General features: G+C 60.3%; 19 protein-coding genes. 7 read left to right on the top strand and 12 right to left on the bottom strand.

From position 1 onward, the window contains the following. Positions 1–9: 9 nt before the first annotated feature. The gene (gene cfaB, locus IB254_RS13920; RefSeq protein ID WP_192417774.1) at positions 10–1,194 is read left to right on the top strand and encodes a C17 cyclopropane fatty acid synthase CfaB; all 1,185 of its coding nucleotides are present in this window, start codon (positions 10–12) and stop codon (positions 1,192–1,194) included. Here the strand turns inward: cfaB and cls are convergent. Then, the gene (gene cls, locus IB254_RS13915) at positions 1,191–2,630 is read right to left on the bottom strand and encodes a cardiolipin synthase (protein ID WP_192417772.1); all 1,440 of its coding nucleotides are present in this window, start codon (positions 2,628–2,630) and stop codon (positions 1,191–1,193) included. The two genes, cfaB and cls, sit on opposite strands and share 4 nt — an antisense overlap. A gap of 131 nt (positions 2,631–2,761) precedes the next feature. On the opposite strand from cls, the gene IB254_RS13910 reads away from it, so the two are divergent. Beyond that, positions 2,762–3,283 (top strand): DUF3617 domain-containing protein, encoded by a 522-nt coding sequence (locus tag IB254_RS13910; protein WP_192417770.1) that lies wholly within the window; start codon positions 2,762–2,764, stop codon positions 3,281–3,283. A gap of 94 nt (positions 3,284–3,377) precedes the next feature. Here IB254_RS13910 and IB254_RS13905 read toward each other — a convergent pair whose 3' ends face one another. From IB254_RS13905 to folE2, 7 genes are read right to left on the bottom strand one after another with little or no spacing between them, the layout of a single operon-like run. Beyond that, entirely contained in the window at positions 3,378–4,283 is a 906-nt protein-coding gene (locus IB254_RS13905) for a His/Gly/Thr/Pro-type tRNA ligase C-terminal domain-containing protein (protein ID WP_192417768.1), read from the bottom strand. Between the two features lie 22 nt (positions 4,284–4,305). Beyond that, positions 4,306–5,643: a dihydroorotase gene (locus IB254_RS13900; RefSeq protein ID WP_192417766.1), complete on the bottom strand. Its 1,338-nt coding sequence runs from the start codon at positions 5,641–5,643 to the stop codon at positions 4,306–4,308. Positions 5,644–5,645: 2 nt separating this feature from the next. Further along, positions 5,646–6,206, bottom strand: a complete 561-nt coding sequence (locus tag IB254_RS13895; RefSeq protein ID WP_150630614.1) for a DapH/DapD/GlmU-related protein — start codon at positions 6,204–6,206, stop codon at positions 5,646–5,648. Further along, positions 6,203–7,078 (bottom strand): metal ABC transporter substrate-binding protein, encoded by an 876-nt coding sequence (locus tag IB254_RS13890; protein WP_192417765.1) that lies wholly within the window; start codon positions 7,076–7,078, stop codon positions 6,203–6,205. The genes IB254_RS13895 and IB254_RS13890 overlap by 4 nt, the downstream gene beginning before the upstream one ends. Positions 7,079–7,089: 11 nt before the next feature. Continuing rightward, positions 7,090–7,956, bottom strand: a complete 867-nt coding sequence (locus IB254_RS13885) for a metal ABC transporter permease (RefSeq protein ID WP_192417763.1) — start codon at positions 7,954–7,956, stop codon at positions 7,090–7,092. Further along, positions 7,956–8,624: a metal ABC transporter ATP-binding protein gene (locus tag IB254_RS13880; protein WP_192228162.1), complete on the bottom strand. Its 669-nt coding sequence runs from the start codon at positions 8,622–8,624 to the stop codon at positions 7,956–7,958. The genes IB254_RS13885 and IB254_RS13880 overlap by 1 nt, the downstream gene beginning before the upstream one ends. Next, positions 8,621–9,517 carry a GTP cyclohydrolase FolE2 gene (gene folE2, locus IB254_RS13875; RefSeq protein ID WP_192417761.1) on the bottom strand — a complete coding sequence of 299 codons (897 nt, stop codon included), beginning with the start codon at positions 9,515–9,517 and terminating at the stop codon, positions 8,621–8,623. Before folE2 ends, IB254_RS13880 begins: the two co-directional genes overlap by 4 nt. Positions 9,518–9,602: 85 nt before the next feature. Here folE2 and IB254_RS13870 point away from each other — a divergent pair, with 85 nt between their 5' ends. Further along, positions 9,603–10,799 carry an N-acetylmuramoyl-L-alanine amidase gene (locus tag IB254_RS13870; RefSeq protein ID WP_192417759.1) on the top strand — a complete coding sequence of 399 codons (1,197 nt, stop codon included), beginning with the start codon at positions 9,603–9,605 and terminating at the stop codon, positions 10,797–10,799. Here IB254_RS13870 and IB254_RS13865 read toward each other — a convergent pair. Further along, positions 10,796–11,173 carry a glutamine synthetase gene (locus IB254_RS13865; protein WP_192417758.1) on the bottom strand — a complete coding sequence of 126 codons (378 nt, stop codon included), beginning with the start codon at positions 11,171–11,173 and terminating at the stop codon, positions 10,796–10,798. The genes IB254_RS13870 and IB254_RS13865 overlap by 4 nt on opposite strands. A 143-nt stretch (positions 11,174–11,316) precedes the next feature. Between IB254_RS13865 and zigA the strand changes: the two genes are divergently transcribed. Together zigA and IB254_RS13855 are read left to right on the top strand one after the other, a co-directional pair. Beyond that, entirely contained in the window at positions 11,317–12,525 is a 1,209-nt protein-coding gene (gene zigA, locus IB254_RS13860; protein WP_192417756.1) for a zinc metallochaperone GTPase ZigA, read from the top strand. Continuing rightward, positions 12,525–13,175, top strand: coding sequence for a DUF1826 domain-containing protein (locus tag IB254_RS13855; RefSeq protein ID WP_192417754.1), 651 nt, complete (start codon positions 12,525–12,527; stop codon positions 13,173–13,175). Before zigA ends, IB254_RS13855 begins: the two co-directional genes overlap by 1 nt. A gap of 4 nt (positions 13,176–13,179) precedes the next feature. On the opposite strand, the gene IB254_RS13850 is transcribed toward IB254_RS13855, so the two are convergent. Further along, positions 13,180–13,536, bottom strand: coding sequence for an NADH:ubiquinone oxidoreductase (locus IB254_RS13850; RefSeq protein WP_150630606.1), 357 nt, complete (start codon positions 13,534–13,536; stop codon positions 13,180–13,182). A 27-nt stretch (positions 13,537–13,563) separates the two neighbouring features. Here IB254_RS13850 and IB254_RS13845 point away from each other — a divergent pair, with 27 nt between their 5' ends. Continuing rightward, complete coding sequence (locus IB254_RS13845) at positions 13,564–14,529, top strand: CobW family GTP-binding protein (RefSeq protein WP_192417752.1); 966 nt, start codon at positions 13,564–13,566, stop codon at positions 14,527–14,529. Here the strand turns inward: IB254_RS13845 and IB254_RS13840 are convergent. After that, positions 14,526–14,939 (bottom strand): DUF3301 domain-containing protein, encoded by a 414-nt coding sequence (locus IB254_RS13840; protein WP_008027461.1) that lies wholly within the window; start codon positions 14,937–14,939, stop codon positions 14,526–14,528. The two genes, IB254_RS13845 and IB254_RS13840, sit on opposite strands and share 4 nt — an antisense overlap. A gap of 120 nt (positions 14,940–15,059) precedes the next feature. On the opposite strand from IB254_RS13840, the gene pdxY reads away from it, so the two are divergent. Further along, positions 15,060–15,932 (top strand): pyridoxal kinase PdxY, encoded by an 873-nt coding sequence (pdxY, locus tag IB254_RS13835; RefSeq protein WP_192417750.1) that lies wholly within the window; start codon positions 15,060–15,062, stop codon positions 15,930–15,932. Positions 15,933–16,054: 122 nt separating this feature from the next. Here pdxY and IB254_RS13830 read toward each other — a convergent pair whose 3' ends face one another. Continuing rightward, entirely contained in the window at positions 16,055–16,537 is a 483-nt protein-coding gene (locus tag IB254_RS13830) for an acyl-CoA thioesterase (RefSeq protein ID WP_008027457.1), read from the bottom strand. Positions 16,538–16,682: the final 145 nt, after the last annotated feature.

The raw sequence follows: 16,682 nt of genomic DNA, 5'->3' as shown, positions 1-16,682 counted from the left end.
GGATATTCCATGCTCGCGCAACTTCCACCGGCCTTACAGAATCTGCAGTTACCGCTACGCCTGCGACTCTGGGATGGCCATGAATTTAATCTGGGGCCGACGCCCAGCGTCACGATTGTGGTCAAGGACCCACAAATGGTTACCCAGTTGACTCATCCCAGCCTCGATGCGCTCGGAGCGGCATTCGTCGAGGGCAAACTTGAGTTGGAAGGCTCCATCAGCGACGTGATCCGCGTCTGCGATGAATGGAGTCAGGCCTTGCTGGGCGACATCGACAGTCAGCCTGTTCGCACTGCCCACGACAAGGAAACCGACGCCAAGGCGATTTCCTATCACTACGACCTGTCCAACGCGTTTTATCAGCTGTGGCTCGACAGTGACATGGCGTATTCCTGCGCGTACTTCGAGACCGGCAGCGAAACGCTTGAGCAGGCCCAGCAAGCCAAATTCCGCCACCTGTGTCGCAAACTACGCCTGCAACCTGGCGAGTATCTGCTGGATGTCGGGTGTGGCTGGGGCGGTTTGGCGCGCTATGCGGCGCGGGAGTTTGGCGCGAAGGTATTCGGGATCACACTGAGCAAAGCACAACTGGCTCTGGCCCGTGAGCGGGTGAAGGAGGAAGGCCTCGACGATCTGGTCGAGCTGCAATTGCTGGACTACCGCGATCTGCCTCGGGACGGGCGCTTCGATAAAGTGGTCAGCGTCGGCATGTTCGAGCATGTGGGGCATGCGAACCTGGCCGAGTACTGCAAAACCCTGTTCGACGCGGTGAAAGAGGGCGGTCTGGTGATGAACCACGGCATCACCGCCAAGCACACCGATGGCCGGCCAGTGGGACGTGGTGCGGGTGATTTTATCGAGAAATACGTGTTCCCCAACGGCGAACTGCCGCATCTGTCGATGATCTCTGCCGAGATCAGTGAAGCAGGGCTGGAGATCGTCGATGTCGAGAGTTTGCGCCTGCACTACGCGCGCACCCTGGACCATTGGAGCGAACGCCTGGAGGACAACCTGGAAGCCGCCGCCCGGCAAGTGCCGGAGCAGGCCTTGCGAATCTGGCGACTGTACCTGGCGGGATGTGCTTATGCGTTCGCCCGGGGCTGGATCAACCTGCACCAGATCCTCGCAGTGAAAGCCCACCCCGACGGCAGCCATGAACTGCCCTGGACCCGCGACGACATCTACAACCCTTAAAGTATCGGTGAAATAAGCCGGGCGATCCGCATGCCGACCTGTTGCAGACGGTGGGTCTCCCGGCTTTCTTCTTTGGCGACTTCATGCGCCTGGTCGAAGTCGTCGTTGAGCATCTGTTCCACCTCGCCGGCAAACACTCGGTCGACAGTCAGCAACATCACTTCAAAATTCAGTCGGAACGAACGGTTGTCCATATTGGCGCTGCCTATGGCGCTGATTTCGCTGTCGATCAACACCACTTTCTGATGCAGGAAACCGGGCTCGTAGCGAAATACCCGCACACCGGCGCGCACGGCTTCGAAGGCATACAGGCTGGAGGCGGCGTAGACGATGCGGTGATCCGGTCGTGAAGGCAGCAGCAATCGCACATCCACGCCGCGCAGAACCGCCAGCCTCAAGGCGGCAAACACCGCTTCATCGGGGATGAAGTAGGGGCTGGTGATCCACACCCGCTCGGTCGCCGCGTGAATGGCTTCGACGAAGAATAACGAACAGGTTTCGTAGGAATCTGCCGGCCCGCTGGCAAGCAATTGGCAGAGTACGCCGTTGTCCGGATACGCGTCCGGCAGTATCAACGGCGGCAACGAGCGCGCTGCCCAAAACCAGTCTTCGGCGAAGGACTCCTGCATGCTCGCCACCACCGGCCCGCGCACCCGCACGTGGGTATCGCGCCAAGGGGCGAGGGGTGGTTTCTCGCCCATGTATTCGTCGCCCACGTTATGCCCGCCCACGAAGCCCAACACGCCATCCACCACGACGATCTTGCGATGGTTGCGGAAGTTGACCTGAAAGCGATTGAGCCAGCCGCTACGCGTCGCGAAGGCTTTGACCTCGACACCGGCATCGCGCAACGACTGCACATAACTGTGGGGCAGGGAGTGGCTGCCGATGCGGTCGTACAGTAAATAAACGGGGACGCCTTCGGCGGCTTTTTTCAACAACAAGGTTTGCAGGCGTTGGCCCAGACGGTCGTCGTGGATGATGAAAAACTGGATCAGCACGGCTTCCTTCGCCTGGCTGATGGCCTCAAAAATCGCCTCGAAAGTGGCGTGGCCGTTGATCAGCAGGCTGACTTCGTTGTTCGCCAGGCAGGGCATGCGGCCCAGTTTTGGCATCGCCCTCAATGATGCGTAGGCGTTGGAGGCACGGGCGGTCAGTGCTTCTTCGACCCACGGGCGCCAGTTCAAATCGGAGATGGCCTTGCGCATTTCCTCGTTGGCCTGTCGCCGTGCCTTGATGTAGCCATCGAAGGTGCTGCGGCCGAAGACCAGATAGGGAATGAGCGTGAGGTAGGGAATGAACAGCAGCGACAAGGCCCAGGCGATCGAGCCCTGAGCGGTCCGAACGGTCAACACGGCATGAATGGCGGCGATCATGCCCAACGAGTGCAGCAGTGCGATCAGATAACCGAAAATATGCGGTCCAAAGTAATCCATGGGGCAGCCTTGCTCCTGAAGATTCAGTGCTTAACAGACCATGTTCCGTGCAGAATGTCGCTATTTAATTGGCCCATGAACCGAAGCTCGTGGCTGACGTCTAACGGCCACTATCGATCAGGAGTTACTCAATGAACGTTCGTCTGCTGGGTTTGGCCGTAGCTTTAGGTTTAGCACTTCCGGTGGCCGCTCAGGCGCAGATGCTGCAGCCGGGTTTGTGGGAATTGACCTCGAGCAACATGAAGGTCGATGACCAGAACATGCCGGATCTGCAACTGATCCTCGGTCAGATACAGAGCCAGATGACGCCTGAACAGCGTGCGCAGCTGGAGAAGCAGGGCATCACCATGGGCGGCAAGGGGATCCGGGCTTGCCTGACGCCGGAGCAAGTGAAGACCGACAACATTCCGCTGACGGATCCGCAATCGGGCTGCAAGCAGGAAATCACCGAGCGCACCGGTAACCAGTGGAAATTCCGCTTCAGCTGCCCGAAAGCGCAGGGTACGGGTGTGGCCACATTCCTCAGTGATCGTGAGTTCACCACCAAGGTGAATGGCACGTTCAACGCTACCGGCATTCAGCAGAAGGGTAGCCTTGATACTCGCGCGGTGTGGTTGGGGCAGGATTGCGGGACAGTGAAGCCAAGGGCTTAAAAGCTTTGCGGGCAAGTCGGATCGCCGCACCGCTCGCTCCTACAGGGTCGGTGTGAATCCTGTAGGAGCGAGGCTTGCCCGCGAAGGCGTCCGTTCATACACCGGCAATCCCCGTTGATCTCAGCCAATCACACACCGCTTCAATGGCCATCCGGCCAAAATCCTCCCCGGTGTGACTTCGCACGCTGACAAACCCGCCTTCTTTTTCTTTCTCCCCGATCACCACCAGATACGGCACTTGCTGGCTGTGTTCGCGAATCTTGTGGCGGACCTTCTCGTTGCGCAGGTCCGCACGGGCGCGTACGCCGCTTCGGCGCAAGGCCTCGGTCACCCACTGTGCGTAATCCGTTTGGCGATCATCCATGCTCACGACCATCACATGCGGCGGTGCCCGCCAGTCGTCCAGTTCTTCCTGGCAAGACCAGCACGTGCCATAGATCCGCTGTGGCGCAAGGCCGCTGATGTGATCGAGCGCGAATGCCTGCAACACTCTGGTTGCCGGAGCATGCGGGCCTATCGACACACATTCGAAGTCCCCGAGCAGGTAGGTCGCAGGTTTTTCCATGTACTTGGAACGCGGTGACGGCTCGCGCCGGCGGATCGAATGATTGGTCGCCGCCAGGGTCTTCATGCGCGCTTCGATGCCCGCAAGGTCGACCAGGTTTAACGGTCGTTCAAAGGAAAACTCATAATAGAACCCGTCACCCAGTGCCGATCCGGTCTGCAATTGCGCTTTTGGATAGAGCTGTTTCACGGCCATCGCCAGCATCAATGCGCAGGAGCGGCGCAGTATCTCCAGGCCATCGGGCTCTTGAGGCGTCACGATGCTGACCCGGGCATCGGCTTCGATCAAGAACTGACAGTCCACCAATACGCCGTCCACCCGGCCGGCGACGGCTGCTTTGGCAAGCCCGGGACCAATGCTCGCGGCGAACTCGTACACCGACAACGGTTGGTCGTATTCACGCAATGAACCATCGCTCAGAGTGATGTGGATCATGTCGGTGCTCTCGAGTGCTGCACTAGCGTGTAAACCGTAGCGGTAAACCCTGGCAGCTGTCATTAAGACGTTTGTCGTGCCACGCAATTTGCCCCGATACCAACGTAGTGCTCACGCTGTGGCGAAAGCGCCGTTGCGCGAAGGGCGTCCAGCCGCATTGAGACAGGATCGGCTGTTGGGAGACGGCAACGCCACCAGGTTCGGGTTTGATCAACACCAGGTCGGCCCAATACCCTTCGCGCAAATAGCCTCGGTCAGGAATCGCAAACAGATCGGCGACACGGTGACTGGTCTTGGCCACAAGGGTGGTGATCGGTAGAACGTCATCCGCCACCAACTCCAGCAGGGCGGGCAGGGCGTGTTGCACCAATGGCAAGCCGGACGGTGCCTGGCAGTAGGGACGTTGCTTTTCGTCCCAGGTGTGAGGCGCGTGATCGCTGCCGATGACGTCCAGTCGATCACTCATCAGGGCCCGGCGCAAGGTGTCCCGGTCGGCCTGAGTCTTGATCGCCGGGTTGCATTTGATCAAGTTGCCGAGCATTGCGTAGTCGCGATCGTCGAAGAGCAGGTGGTGCAGACAGACTTCGGCGGTAATGCGTTTTTGTGTCAGTGGCTTGTCTTCGAACAACGCTAGTTCGCGGGCGGTGGTCAGGTGCAACACGTGAAGCTGGGTGCCATGTCGCTTGGCCAGATCCACGGCCATCGAGGACGAACGGAAGCAGGCCTCGGCATTGCGGATCAGCGGATGGGCTGCGGCGGGAACGTGTTCGCCGAACAGCTCTCGCAGGTTCAGCGCATTGGCGTCGATGCTGGGCGTGTGTTCGCAATGGGCCAACAGAATCGTCGGCACCTCGGCGAATAGCCGCTCCAGAACCTTGGGATCGTCTACCAGCATATTGCCCGTGGACGCGCCCATGAACACTTTTACGCCGGCCACTTCGCAAGGATTGAGCGCGGCGACGGTGTCGAGATTGTCGTTGCTCACGCCGAAGTGAAAGCCGTAGTTGGCCACCGAATTGATCGCTGCGCGGCGCTTCTTGTTGGCCAATGCTGCCAGCGTCAGGGTCGCCGGATTCGTGTTGGGCATGTCCATGAAGCTGGTGATGCCGCCGGCCACCGCAGCTCGCGATTCGGTGTAGAAACTGCCCTTGTCGGGCGAACCGGGATCGCGGAAGTGCACCTGATCGTCGATCATTCCAGGCATCAACCACTGGCCGTCAGCATCGATTTCGACGGCAGCATTTTCCCCTTCGATGCTGCTCGCGATCTTGACGATGCGACCATGGCCGACCAACAGATCACCGTCAAACTCACGTCCTTCATTCACCAGCCGGGCATTGCGAATCAGCACGCTGCTCATGGTCAGAACTCGTTTTGCAGGGCTTTGTAGCCACGCACCAGATCGACGTTGGTGCGGGCCACGTCTTCGGAAAACTCCGAGGCGCTGACGCTCACCGGCGGGAATTGCGACAGGTCGGTGTTGGGCCCGATGCGGGTGGTGGAGGGCACGTAGAAGTCGGCGGGCAAGTCGCGACCGTCGACCACCGAGTTGTGCCGCACCACGCAGCCATCACCGACGGCGCAGTTGAACAGCACGCTGTTGAACCCGATGAACACCCGGTCGCCCACGGAGCACGGTCCATGAACAATGGAGCGGTGGGCGATCGAGCTGAACTCGCCGATCGTCACCGCCGCACCGGACTTGGAGTGGATCACCACGCCGTCCTGGATGTTCGAGTTGGCGCCGATGGTGATCGGCTCCATCTCGCCCGAGGCGTCGACTTCGTCCGCGCGAATCACCGCGTAGGGGCCGACGAAAACGTTCTCGCCGATCACCACTTTGCCGCAGATGATCGCAGTCTTATCGACGTAGGCGGACTCCGCAATCAGCGGCAAATCACCCGAGGGATTCTTGCGGATCATGGCTTGTTCAAAGCCTCGTACAAGGTGTTGAGGTTGTACTCGAACAACCCGGTAAAGGTGCTCGCCGGACCGGTGGCAGCGAGCGCATCGGAGTACAGCGTGCCGCCGATGTGCGCACCGCTTTCATCGGCAATCTGCTTGAGCAGGCGGGCGTCCTTGATGTTCTCCATGAACACCGCTTTGACTTTGGCCTGGCGAATCTGGGTGATCAGCGCAGCGACTTCGGCGGCGGAGGGTTCGCGCTCGGTGGACAGACCTTGTGGCGCCATGAAGTCGATGCCATAGGCCTGACCCAGATAACCGAATGCGTCGTGGGATGTGACGATCTTGCGGTTGCCCGGTGGCAGCGAACCGAGCTTGGCTTTGGCTTCGGCGAGCAGCGCGTAGATCTGTTTCAGGTAGGCCTGGCTGTTGCGTACGTAGTCGGCTTTGTTCGCCGGGTCGGCGGCGATCAGCGCCTTGGTGATGTTGCTGATGTACAGCTCGGTGTTCGCCAGGTTGTGCCAGGCGTGAGGGTCGGGGACGGTCTCGCCATCTTCATCCAGCGAGCGTGGGATGACGCCGTGGCTCGCGCTGATGACCGGGGCTTTGGTCTCGGTGCTGGTCACCAGGCGGTCCAGCCACGGCTCGAAACCCAAGCCGTTTTTGATGATGAGTCTGGCCTTGAGCAATGCCTTGGCATCATCCGGAGTCGGCTCATAGGTGTGAGCATCGGCGTCAGGGCCAACCATGTTGGTGATCTGGATGTGCTCGCCACCGACCTGATGGGTCATGTCGGCGAGGATGCTGAAGCTGGTGACCACCTGCAGTTTTTCCGCCGCAGACAACGACATCGACAGCATCAAACTGAACAGCACGAGTAAAGCGCGCATCGGGAAACACCTCATTGGGATGTGAGCAAGGGCGGGCGGCGCAGCAAGCCGTGCACCGGTCCGAACACCACGGACAGCAGATACCCGCCGCCAGCCACCAGCACGATCGCCGGGCCGCTGGGCAGCGAGTAGTAGAACGACAGCAACAAGCCGAGCCACACCGAAAGGCAGCCAAGCAGCCCGGCGATGGCCATCAACACGGGCAAGCGTCGGCTCCAGAAGCGCGACGCGGCGGCGGGCAGCATCATCAGACCGACGACCATCAACGCACCGATGGCTTGAAATCCGATCACCAGATTCAGCACCACCAATGTCAGGAATACGCCGTGTGCCAGCGGACCCAGACGGCTGACGGTTTGCAGAAACAGTGGGTCGAGGGTGTCCAGCAACAACGGTTTGTAGATGAGCGCCATGGCGACAAGGCTGAGCCCTGAGACCCACAACATGCCGGTCAACGTCGGGCCGTCGACCGCCAACGCCGAGCCAAACAGCAGGTGCAGTAGGTCCAGGCGTTTGCCGGCGATGCCGAGGATCAGCACGCCGCTGGCGAGGGAGATTGGGTAGATTGCGGCGAGGCTCGCGTCTTCTCTCAGACCTGTGCGGCGAGTGATCCATGCCGCGAGCCCGGCCATGCTCAAGCCCGCACCGAGGCCGCCGAAGGTCAATGCCGGCAAGCTCAGCCCGGCAAACCAGAAGCCGAGTGCTGCGCCGGGAAGGATGCCGTGAGCGACCGCGTCGCCGATCAAACTCATGCGTCGCAGGATCAGAAACACCCCGAGCGGTGCCGTGCTGCAGGCCAACACCAATCCACCGAGCAGTGCCCGGCGCATGAACACGAACTCGTGGAACGGTTGCCAAAGATGGGCTGCGGCGAGCATCAGGCCACCTGCGTCTGTGGTTGTTGGCGGATAAGGTCGGTGCTTGAGCCGAGGACGCAGCCGCTGCTTTTGATCAGCAGCGTTTGAGGAATGTGTTGGCGCACGGCGGCGAGGTCATGACACACGACCACCAGGGTTCGGCCTTCGGCGTGCCAGGCGTGGATGTTTCTCCACAGCAGTGATTGACCGAGTTCGTCGAGGGCAGCATGAGGTTCATCGAGCAACAGCAAGGGCGCTTCGGCGAGGCTCAATCGGGCGAGCAGGGCGCGCTGCAATTCGCCGCCGGAGAGGGCCATCAATGGGCGCTGCTCCAGACCGGTCAGGCACCAGTTCTCCAACACGGCTTTAAGGCGCTGGCTTCGGACTTCGGGGGATAGCTTGCTGCCCCAGAAACCCGCGGCGACCAACTCTTGCAGACTGATCGGAAATTGCCGGTCGAGGTGCTGTTGCTGGGGGAGGAACGACAGTGAGCCTTTGCGTGGAACATCCAGGATCACTTTTCCGGTCAGTGGTTTTTGCAGGCCGGCGATGACTTTCAGCAGGCTGCTTTTGCCTGAGCCGTTGGCGCCGATCACGGCGGTCAGGCTGCCTTGGTTCAGTTCGAAATCTACCGGCGGCGTGAGCGGTTGGCCTGGTGCACCCCAGCGCAATGCCTCGCAGCGAATCATGCGACCTCCCAATTCCATCGGCTTTCGGCGACGGCGTCGTGGGCGTGCAGGCTCTCGGCGTGGACGACTTTCAGGTGAAAGGCATTGATGCCGGGCGAGCGCTTCAACGCCAGATTCAAACGGCGAGCGGCGTCTTCGCAGAACATCAGGTTTTGACCATTGGCCAGCGCGAAGGCTTGTTCGTCCGCGCGCTTTACCGCGGTTTGCACGGCGGTGCCGAGGGCGCCTTCGGCATCGTTGATCAGCGCAATCAGTGGCAGGTCATCAAGATAATCATCGAGACGAAGCCTCAACTGCGCATTGCTGCGTTGGCTGTGAGGCGTGGCAACGATGCCTTTTGTGGTGCCGAGCCAAGCCAAAACATCGGCATGTTGCAGTGGCTGGTTGGCAAAGTCGTCGACGAATTGCTGCTGAATCAACTGCCGCGCCAATGCAGCTGAACAGGGGCAAGTTGAGGAATAGGGGATGTCGATGTTTAGTTCCACGTGGAACATCGCGTTTTTCAAACGCGCATTGATGCTGACTGGATAGGATTTCCAACCGGACAATGGACTGATCAGCGCTGGCCGTTTGAGCAGTAAATCTGCGTGAATGTTCAGGTAAGCGCTGTGGGATAGACCTTCATGGGTATCAAGAAATCGCTGCAAGACACGCCGCAACAGGGCGGGTGTCAGGCGTTCCTGTTCGAGCATTTCCAGCGCCAGGTACAGCCGCGACATATGAATGCCGCGCGCTTCTCCATCATCGAGGCTCACGCCCGCATCGGCCTTCGCGCTCAATCGTTGGCCATCGAATAAAACTGGAAGAGCAATGCCGCACATGCCCACCCATTCAAGTGGCAGGGCTTGGCGTGAGGCCTGCGCGGCGATATCCGGCAGAGTCAGCGCATTCATGAGCAGGTCCATCGTGGAAGTCGGTTCGACATGTTATGTTATTACATTAAAATCGACTACGCCTTTTTCACGAGCGGCTTTCACCATGCACAGACGTCACTTGCTCAACCTGATTCTGGCCAGCGCGGCCTTCGCATTGCCCTTCAGTGTTGGCGCCACGCAAATTCGCAACGCGCGGCTCTGGCGCTCGGATGACAAGCTGCGCCTGGTGTTCGATCTGAGCGGGCCGGTGCAGTACAAAACCTTTTCACTGAGCGCGCCTGAGCGGCTGATCATTGACCTCAGTGGCGCCAACTTCAGTGGCGACTTCAGTCAGCTGGTGCTTGGCAACACGGTGATCCGCTCGATCCGCTCCGGGCACTTTGGTCAGGGCGATACGCGGATCGTCCTCGACCTCAGCGGCCCGGTGCAGCTCAACAGCTTTTTGTTGCCGCCGCAGGACGGGCAGGGTCATCGGCTGGTGCTCGACCTGAAGACAGCGGCACCCTTGCAAATAGCCGCCGCGCCCGTGGCAGCCATCGACAAGGCTCACCCGAAACGGGACATCATCGTGGTGGTCGACCCCGGCCATGGCGGCAAAGACCCGGGCGCGGTCGGTGCCAAAGGCGAGCGTGAGAAAGACGTGGTGTTGTCCATTGCTCAGCTATTGGCCAAGCGGCTGAAACGGGAGAAGGGCTTCGACGTGAAACTGGTGCGCAACGACGACTTCTTCGTCCCGCTGCGCAAGCGCGTGGAGATCGCCCGCAAACACAACGCCGATATGTTCATCTCGGTGCATGCCGATGCGGCGCCGCGTCTCACGGCTTCTGGTGCGTCGGTGTATTGCTTGTCTGAGGGCGGAGCGACGTCGGCCACGGCGCGCTTCATGGCGCAGCGAGAGAACGGCGCGGACCTGTTGGGCGCCACCAGCCTGCTCAATCTCAAGGACAAGGACCCGATGCTGGCCGGGGTGATTCTCGACATGTCGATGAACGCCACCCTCGCCGCGAGTTTGCAGTTGGGCAACACGGTGCTTGGCAGTCTGGCGGGCATCACCACGTTGCATCAGAAGCGCGTGGAGCAGGCAGGGTTTGCCGTGCTGAAATCGCCGGACGTGCCGTCGATCCTGGTGGAAACCGGCTTCATTTCCAACGCTCGCGACAGTCAGCGGCTGGTCACGGCGCGGCATCAGCAGGCCGTGGCTGACGGATTGTTCGAAGGATTACAGCGCTACTTCCAGAAGAATCCGCCGGTCAACAGTTACATCGCCTGGCAGCAGGAACAGCAAAAAGCGCAGGCCTAGCAGCCGGTGATCCGGCTGCAAGTGAACCTGGCACTGCTGCCACCGGAACTGGAAAACCGGTTGATGGTGGTCCAGCCAACCCGACGGTTGTAGCCCACCCAGGCTTCGCCGTCGGAAGCGATCCCGGTGAAGAATGTCAGTTGCCCGTAGCGGCTGTTGGTTTGCGCCCAATAGCGCTTGCCCGCCTGTTCGAAGCCTCGCAAGTAGATCGTGCTGCCGACGGTGTTGACGCTGTAAGCGTTGCCGTCGGCATCCACACAGGCCAGCAGGTTGGCGCTGCGGGTGCATTTGGCCAGGCTCGGTATTTGCGCCCAGGCGTCTACGGCGAGCAGCAACGAAACGCTCATCAGCGTTAATTTCAAAGCAGTGCGCATGGGGTTTCTCACGGGGCGAACGAGTTTCAGCATCCTGCCCTTTGTCACTGTCGGCAAGAGGGAGTGGTTTAATTGAGTTGTTATACTATAACATTGAGTTAAGCCCGACACTGCGACCGGGCATCTCCTGTGAGGATTACCTGATGCCCAATCGTCTCCCCGTGACCGTTTTGTCGGGCTTTCTCGGCGCCGGCAAAAGCACGCTGCTCAACTACGTGCTGCGTAACCGCGACAACCTGCGAGTCGCCGTGATCGTCAACGACATGAGCGAAATCAACATCGATGGCAGTGAAGTTCAGCGTGATGTCACCCTGAACCGCGCCGAAGAAAAACTCGTGGAAATGAGCAACGGCTGCATCTGCTGCACCTTGCGCGAAGACCTGCTCGAAGAAGTCAGCCAACTCGCCAGGGACGGCCGCTTCGATTATTTGCTGATCGAATCCACCGGCATTTCCGAACCCCTTCCCGTGGCGGAAACCTTCACTTTCCGCGACGAAGAAGGGCAAAGCCTGGCCGACATCGCGCGGCTCGACACCATGGTCACTGTGGTCGATGGCATGAACTTTCTGCTCGATTATCAGGCCGCCGAAAGCCTCGCCTCGCGTGGCGAAACCCTGGGCGAAGAGGACGAGCGCTCGATCACCGATCTATTGATCGAGCAGATCGAATTCGCCGACGTGATCCTGATCAGCAAGATCGATTTGATCAGCAGCCGCGAGCGTCAGGAGCTGATCGCGATCCTTGAGCGATTGAACTCGCAAGCCGAAATCATCCCGATGGTCATGGGCGAAATCCCGCTGAAAAAGATCCTCAACACCGGTCGTTTCGACTTTGAAAAAGCGGCGCAGGCGCCAGGCTGGTTGCAGGAGCTTCGCGGTGAACACGTGCCGGAAACCGAGGAATACGGCATCTCTTCCACGGCGTATCGAGCACGCAGGCCGTTTCATCCACAGCGCTTCTTCAGCTTCATCGACCGTCCGTGGGTGAATGGCAAATTGCTGCGCTCGAAAGGTTTTTTCTGGCTGGCGAGCAAACCCATGGACGCGGGCAGCTGGTCTCAGGCGGGCGGTTTGATGCGCCATGGTTTTGCCGGACGCTGGTGGCGTTTCGTGCCGAAAACCCAATGGCCGCAGGACGAAGAAAGCACCGCGGGGATCATGGAAAACTGGACCGCCGCCACTGGCGATTGCCGGCAGGAACTGGTGTTCATTGGCCAGAACATCGACTTCAACTTACTCACTGCGGAACTCGACGACTGCCTGCTGAGTGATGAAGAAATGGCGTCCGGCGTCGAGGGCTGGCGATTGTTGCCCGATCCGTTCGGCCCCTGGCATGAAGAGGAAGCCGCGTGATGCTGGCGCCGACCTTGAAGTTACGACCGGTCATTTGCCAGGTTCAGGGCGAGACGCCGCAAGCCCTCGCGCGAATTCTGGACGATGGCGTGAACCTCGCCATTTGGCAGCGCCGACTCCCGGTGCACATCGCCGATTTCGGCCGTTTGTTGCTGTCTCTGAACGAGCCATTGGCCGAGTCGCTGGTTTTGGAAATGCCCGCTGACGACACCGAGCCCAATCTGCAGGGACTGGCCTCGGGCTTCAACGATCTTGAAGGCTACGAAGGCTTTATCGCCGACGTTTCCTGGTTGGTCAGCGCATTCGCCTGCCTGTTGGGCGCCAAGCGTATCGGCGTGCGTCTACGGGTTCTGGACAAAGCCATGTGCCCGCTTTTTCACGTCGATCATGTGCCTGTGCGCTTGATCACCACGTACGCCGGAATTGGCAGCGAATGGCTGAAGGAAGGGGCGATGGATCGCCGCCAATTGAGCAAGCCCGAAGCCGAACCCACGGATGATTCGCTGATCCAGCACATCGCCAGCGGTTATGTGGCTTTACTCAAGGGCGAGAAATGGGACGGCAACGAAGGCTTTGGCCTGATCCACCGCTCACCGCAACCCGCGCCGGGCGAGCGCCGTTTGATCCTGACCCTCGACTGGTTGGGTTAGCGGATCAAGGCTTGAGCCAGTTGCCCTGGCTCTGGCCTTCGCAAAACGGCTTCAGGTACGCCGCGTCGGTGGCCACGCCGTAATAGTGAATATCCTGTCGGTAAGGCATATTGGCGACTTGGGCATTGCTGCATACACCGAATGCACCGCCGGGGCATTGGTCGACGTATTGCACGTCGACTTTCTGGCCAGGAAGATTGGGCTGGCAGAACCCGTCGGCGAAGAGCTTTTCCGGGATGTTGCGGTTCTGCTGGCAGACTTTCACGTCGAGTCGCTCAGCCGTGCTATGTACTACGCAGGCCTGGGCCAGCGCCTCGCCGCAAACCAGCGCCAGAAGCAACGTCCAGCCAATCAACCGCATCCTTTACCTCCTCAGAAAACACCGACCATGTTGCAGAACATTCCAACGCACGTCATTGCCGGCCCCTTGGGCGCAGGCAAGACCAGTTTGATCAAGCATCTGTTGGCGCAGCGGCCGGCGAACGAGCGCTGGGCGGTGCTGATCAACGAGTTCGGCCAGATCGGCCTCGACGCTGCGTTGCTGACCCGGGATGCCGATGGTATCGCACTGGGTGAAGTGGCCGGGGGCTGTTTGTGTTGCGTCAATGGTGCGCCGTTTCAGATCGGCCTCGGACGTTTGCTGCGCAAGGCGCGGCCGGATCGGTTGTTTATCGAGCCATCCGGGCTGGGCCATCCGGCGCAGTTGCTCAGGCAATTGCAAGAGGCGCCGTGGTTGGGTGTGCTGGCCGTCCAGCCCAGCGTGCTGGTGCTGGATGCCCAAGCGCTCGCCGCCGGCAAACCGCTGCCTGTGACGCAGCAGGAGGCGTTGGGCAGCGCCGGGCTGTTGTTGCTGAACAAGTCGGAAAACCTCGACACAGGCGATCATCAGCGAATTGTTGCGCAGTTGCCGGCGCGGCGCGTGTACTGGACGCAACAGGCGCGGTTGCCATTGAGCGAGTTGCCCGGCCTGGAGGCGAAGGCTGTGGCGGGTGTGGATAACTTCATCCAACCCAAAGGAATGGCGCAGATGCCGACCGTCTGGACCGATCCCGAGGTGCCGATTTGCTTGAGTCAGGAGCAGGAGGGGGGCTGGAGCATTGGTTGGCGCTGGCATCCGAGCCAGACATTCGATTCCGCGCGCGTTGGCCGATGGCTTGAAAGCCTTGCCTGGCGGCGGGCGAAGCTGGTTATCCACAGCAGCGACGGCTGGGTTTCAGCGAATGCCCTGGATAACTCGCCATTGGCGTGGCAGCCCAGTGAATGGCGCCGGGATTCGCGGATCGAGCTGATCTTCAGCGAGCCGCAGGAGATTGATTCATTGCAGAGCGCACTGGCCGACTGTCGGTTGAATTAAGGACGCCATTTTGTGTGTTCTTGCCGCCACTGACTAAGCTCAATCACTTCAGCGCGTGGCTTCGCCACGTCGACCACCGGAGGCGTGTCGTCGAACGGCATCGGGTAGGGCGCCAGTTCGATCTGCGCGCTGTGGGCGCCGAACTGGGTGATGGTGCCGTTATGGCGGGTTTCGCCGGTCACCGTGAACTCGAAGTTGTACACGCGGGCCAAGCGTCGCCGACCGTTGGCATCCTTGATGAAGGCGATTTTTTTCAGCGCCACGTTGCCGTCCAGCAACTCGATCCCGAGCTTGACGCAATGCAGCTTGACCCGCTCCAGCGCACGCTCGCGCAAGCCATGGTTGTGCCACAGCCACGCGCCGCCTGTGGCGAGTAGCATCAGCACGAAGATATTTCCGAGGGTCAGCATCAACAGGGTGCTCCAACTAGATAGTGTCAGCTTAACTGCGTCGCCGGTCTGTCGTACAGGCTGCGTTTAGTCGCATACTGCGCGGCTTGAATTTCAATCGGTTTACGGAAAACTCACCGCATGAAACGTACGCCCCATCTGCTCGCCATTCAGTCCCACGTGGTGTTCGGCCACGCTGGCAACAGCGCCGCGGTTTTCCCGATGCAGCGGGTCGGGGTGAATGTCTGGCCGCTCAATACCGTGCAGTTCTCCAACCACACCCAATACGGGCAATGGGCGGGCGACGTGCTGGCACCGCAGCAGATTCCCGAATTGGTCGAAGGCATCGCAGCGATTGGCGAGTTGGGCAATTGCGATGCGGTGTTGTCCGGTTACCTCGGCAGTGCCGCCCAGGGCCGGGCGATCCTGACGGGCGTGGCGCGGATCAAGTCGATGAATCCCAAGGCACTGTATCTGTGCGACCCGGTGATGGGCCATCCAGAGAAGGGGTGCAGCGTGCCGGCCGAAGTCAGCGATTTTCTGCTGGAAGAAGCGGCAGCCATGGCGGACTTCATGTGCCCGAACCAACTGGAGCTGGACAGCTTCTCGGGCCGCAAGCCGCAGTCGCTGTTTGATTGCCTGGCCATGGCGAAAGCGTTGCTGGCGCGTGGTCCGCAGGCGGTGCTGGTCAAGCATCTGGCCTATCCCGGCAAACCGGAGGATGTGTTCGAGATGTTGCTGGTGACGAACGAAGGCAGTTGGCACCTGCGACGTCCAATGCTGGCGTTTCCGCGTCAACCGGTGGGCGTTGGCGACCTGACATCCGGCCTGTTTCTGGCGCGTGTACTGCTGGGAGACAGCCTGGTGGCGGCGTTCGAATTTGCTGCGTCGGCGGTGCATGAAGTGCTGCTGGAGACTCAGGCGTGCGCCAGTTACGAGTTGGAGCTGGTGCGGGCGCAGGACCGTATTGCGCATCCGCGAGTGCGGTTTGAGGCCACCGCGATCAGCCTTTAAAAGCTTCGCGGGCAAGTCGGATCGCCGCACCGCTCGCTCCTACAGTTTGTATGCGATCCCTGTAGGAGCGAGCGGTGCGGCGATCCGACTTGCCCGCGAATGCGATTTAACGGTCAAACGTATCAGGCGTCGCCCTTGATCTCCTGATACCGCTTTTCCAGCTCCTGACGAATCTGCCGACGCTGCTGGGCCTGCATGTAGCGGCGTTTGTCTTCGCTGTTCTGCGGTTGCAGCGGCGGTACGGCGGCCGGTTTGCGGTCGTCATCCACCGCGACCATGGTGAAGAAGCAGCTGTTGGTGTGGCGCACCGAGCGCTCGCGGATGTTTTCGGTCACCACCTTGATGCCGACCTCCATGGAGGTGTTGCCGGTGTAGTTGACCGACGCCAGGAAGGTCACCAGTTCGCCGACATGGATCGGCTCGCGAAAAATCACCTGATCCACCGACAGGGTCACCACGTAGCGGCCGGCATAGCGGCTGGCGCAGGCGTAGGCCACTTCGTCCAGGTACTTGAGCAAGGTGCCGCCGTGGACATTGCCAGAGAAGTTGGCCATGTCGGGAGTCATCAGTACCGTCATCGACAGCTGGGCGTTTCCGGGTTCCATAACGTTCTCACGGTTCAAGGCAGGTTTCGGAGGAGTGCACCTCTGCGGGTGCCTGTTCGGTTTTTTCAAACCACAGTTATCGGGACGCCGGGCGGGTGATCGCCGTCACGCCGGATCGATCTGTTTCCATATATTGCACCGCCTT

Origin of the sequence: Pseudomonas sp. PDM03, from assembly GCF_014852385.1 — a bacterium.
GTDB classification, from domain to species: Bacteria; Pseudomonadota; Gammaproteobacteria; order Pseudomonadales; family Pseudomonadaceae; genus Aquipseudomonas; species Aquipseudomonas migulae.
This window is presented reverse-complemented; position numbering and strand designations above follow the sequence as displayed.

Coding starts and splice junctions, on each gene's coding strand:
- cfaB (WP_192417774.1), top strand. CDS start 10: ATGCTCGCGCAACTTCCACCGGCCTTACAGAATCTGCAGTTACCGCTA.
- cls (WP_192417772.1), bottom strand. CDS start 2,630: ATGGATTACTTTGGACCGCATATTTTCGGTTATCTGATCGCACTGCTG.
- IB254_RS13910 (WP_192417770.1), top strand. CDS start 2,762: ATGAACGTTCGTCTGCTGGGTTTGGCCGTAGCTTTAGGTTTAGCACTT.
- IB254_RS13905 (WP_192417768.1), bottom strand. CDS start 4,283: ATGATCCACATCACTCTGAGCGATGGTTCATTGCGTGAATACGACCAA.
- IB254_RS13900 (WP_192417766.1), bottom strand. CDS start 5,643: ATGAGCAGCGTGCTGATTCGCAATGCCCGGCTGGTGAATGAAGGACGT.
- IB254_RS13895 (WP_150630614.1), bottom strand. CDS start 6,206: ATGATCCGCAAGAATCCCTCGGGTGATTTGCCGCTGATTGCGGAGTCC.
- IB254_RS13890 (WP_192417765.1), bottom strand. CDS start 7,078: ATGCGCGCTTTACTCGTGCTGTTCAGTTTGATGCTGTCGATGTCGTTG.
- IB254_RS13885 (WP_192417763.1), bottom strand. CDS start 7,956: ATGCTCGCCGCAGCCCATCTTTGGCAACCGTTCCACGAGTTCGTGTTC.
- IB254_RS13880 (WP_192228162.1), bottom strand. CDS start 8,624: ATGATTCGCTGCGAGGCATTGCGCTGGGGTGCACCAGGCCAACCGCTC.
- folE2 (WP_192417761.1), bottom strand. CDS start 9,517: ATGAATGCGCTGACTCTGCCGGATATCGCCGCGCAGGCCTCACGCCAA.
- IB254_RS13870 (WP_192417759.1), top strand. CDS start 9,603: ATGCACAGACGTCACTTGCTCAACCTGATTCTGGCCAGCGCGGCCTTC.
- IB254_RS13865 (WP_192417758.1), bottom strand. CDS start 11,173: ATGCGCACTGCTTTGAAATTAACGCTGATGAGCGTTTCGTTGCTGCTC.
- zigA (WP_192417756.1), top strand. CDS start 11,317: ATGCCCAATCGTCTCCCCGTGACCGTTTTGTCGGGCTTTCTCGGCGCC.
- IB254_RS13855 (WP_192417754.1), top strand. CDS start 12,525: ATGCTGGCGCCGACCTTGAAGTTACGACCGGTCATTTGCCAGGTTCAG.
- IB254_RS13850 (WP_150630606.1), bottom strand. CDS start 13,536: ATGCGGTTGATTGGCTGGACGTTGCTTCTGGCGCTGGTTTGCGGCGAG.
- IB254_RS13845 (WP_192417752.1), top strand. CDS start 13,564: ATGTTGCAGAACATTCCAACGCACGTCATTGCCGGCCCCTTGGGCGCA.
- IB254_RS13840 (WP_008027461.1), bottom strand. CDS start 14,939: ATGCTGACCCTCGGAAATATCTTCGTGCTGATGCTACTCGCCACAGGC.
- pdxY (WP_192417750.1), top strand. CDS start 15,060: ATGAAACGTACGCCCCATCTGCTCGCCATTCAGTCCCACGTGGTGTTC.
- IB254_RS13830 (WP_008027457.1), bottom strand. CDS start 16,537: ATGGAACCCGGAAACGCCCAGCTGTCGATGACGGTACTGATGACTCCC.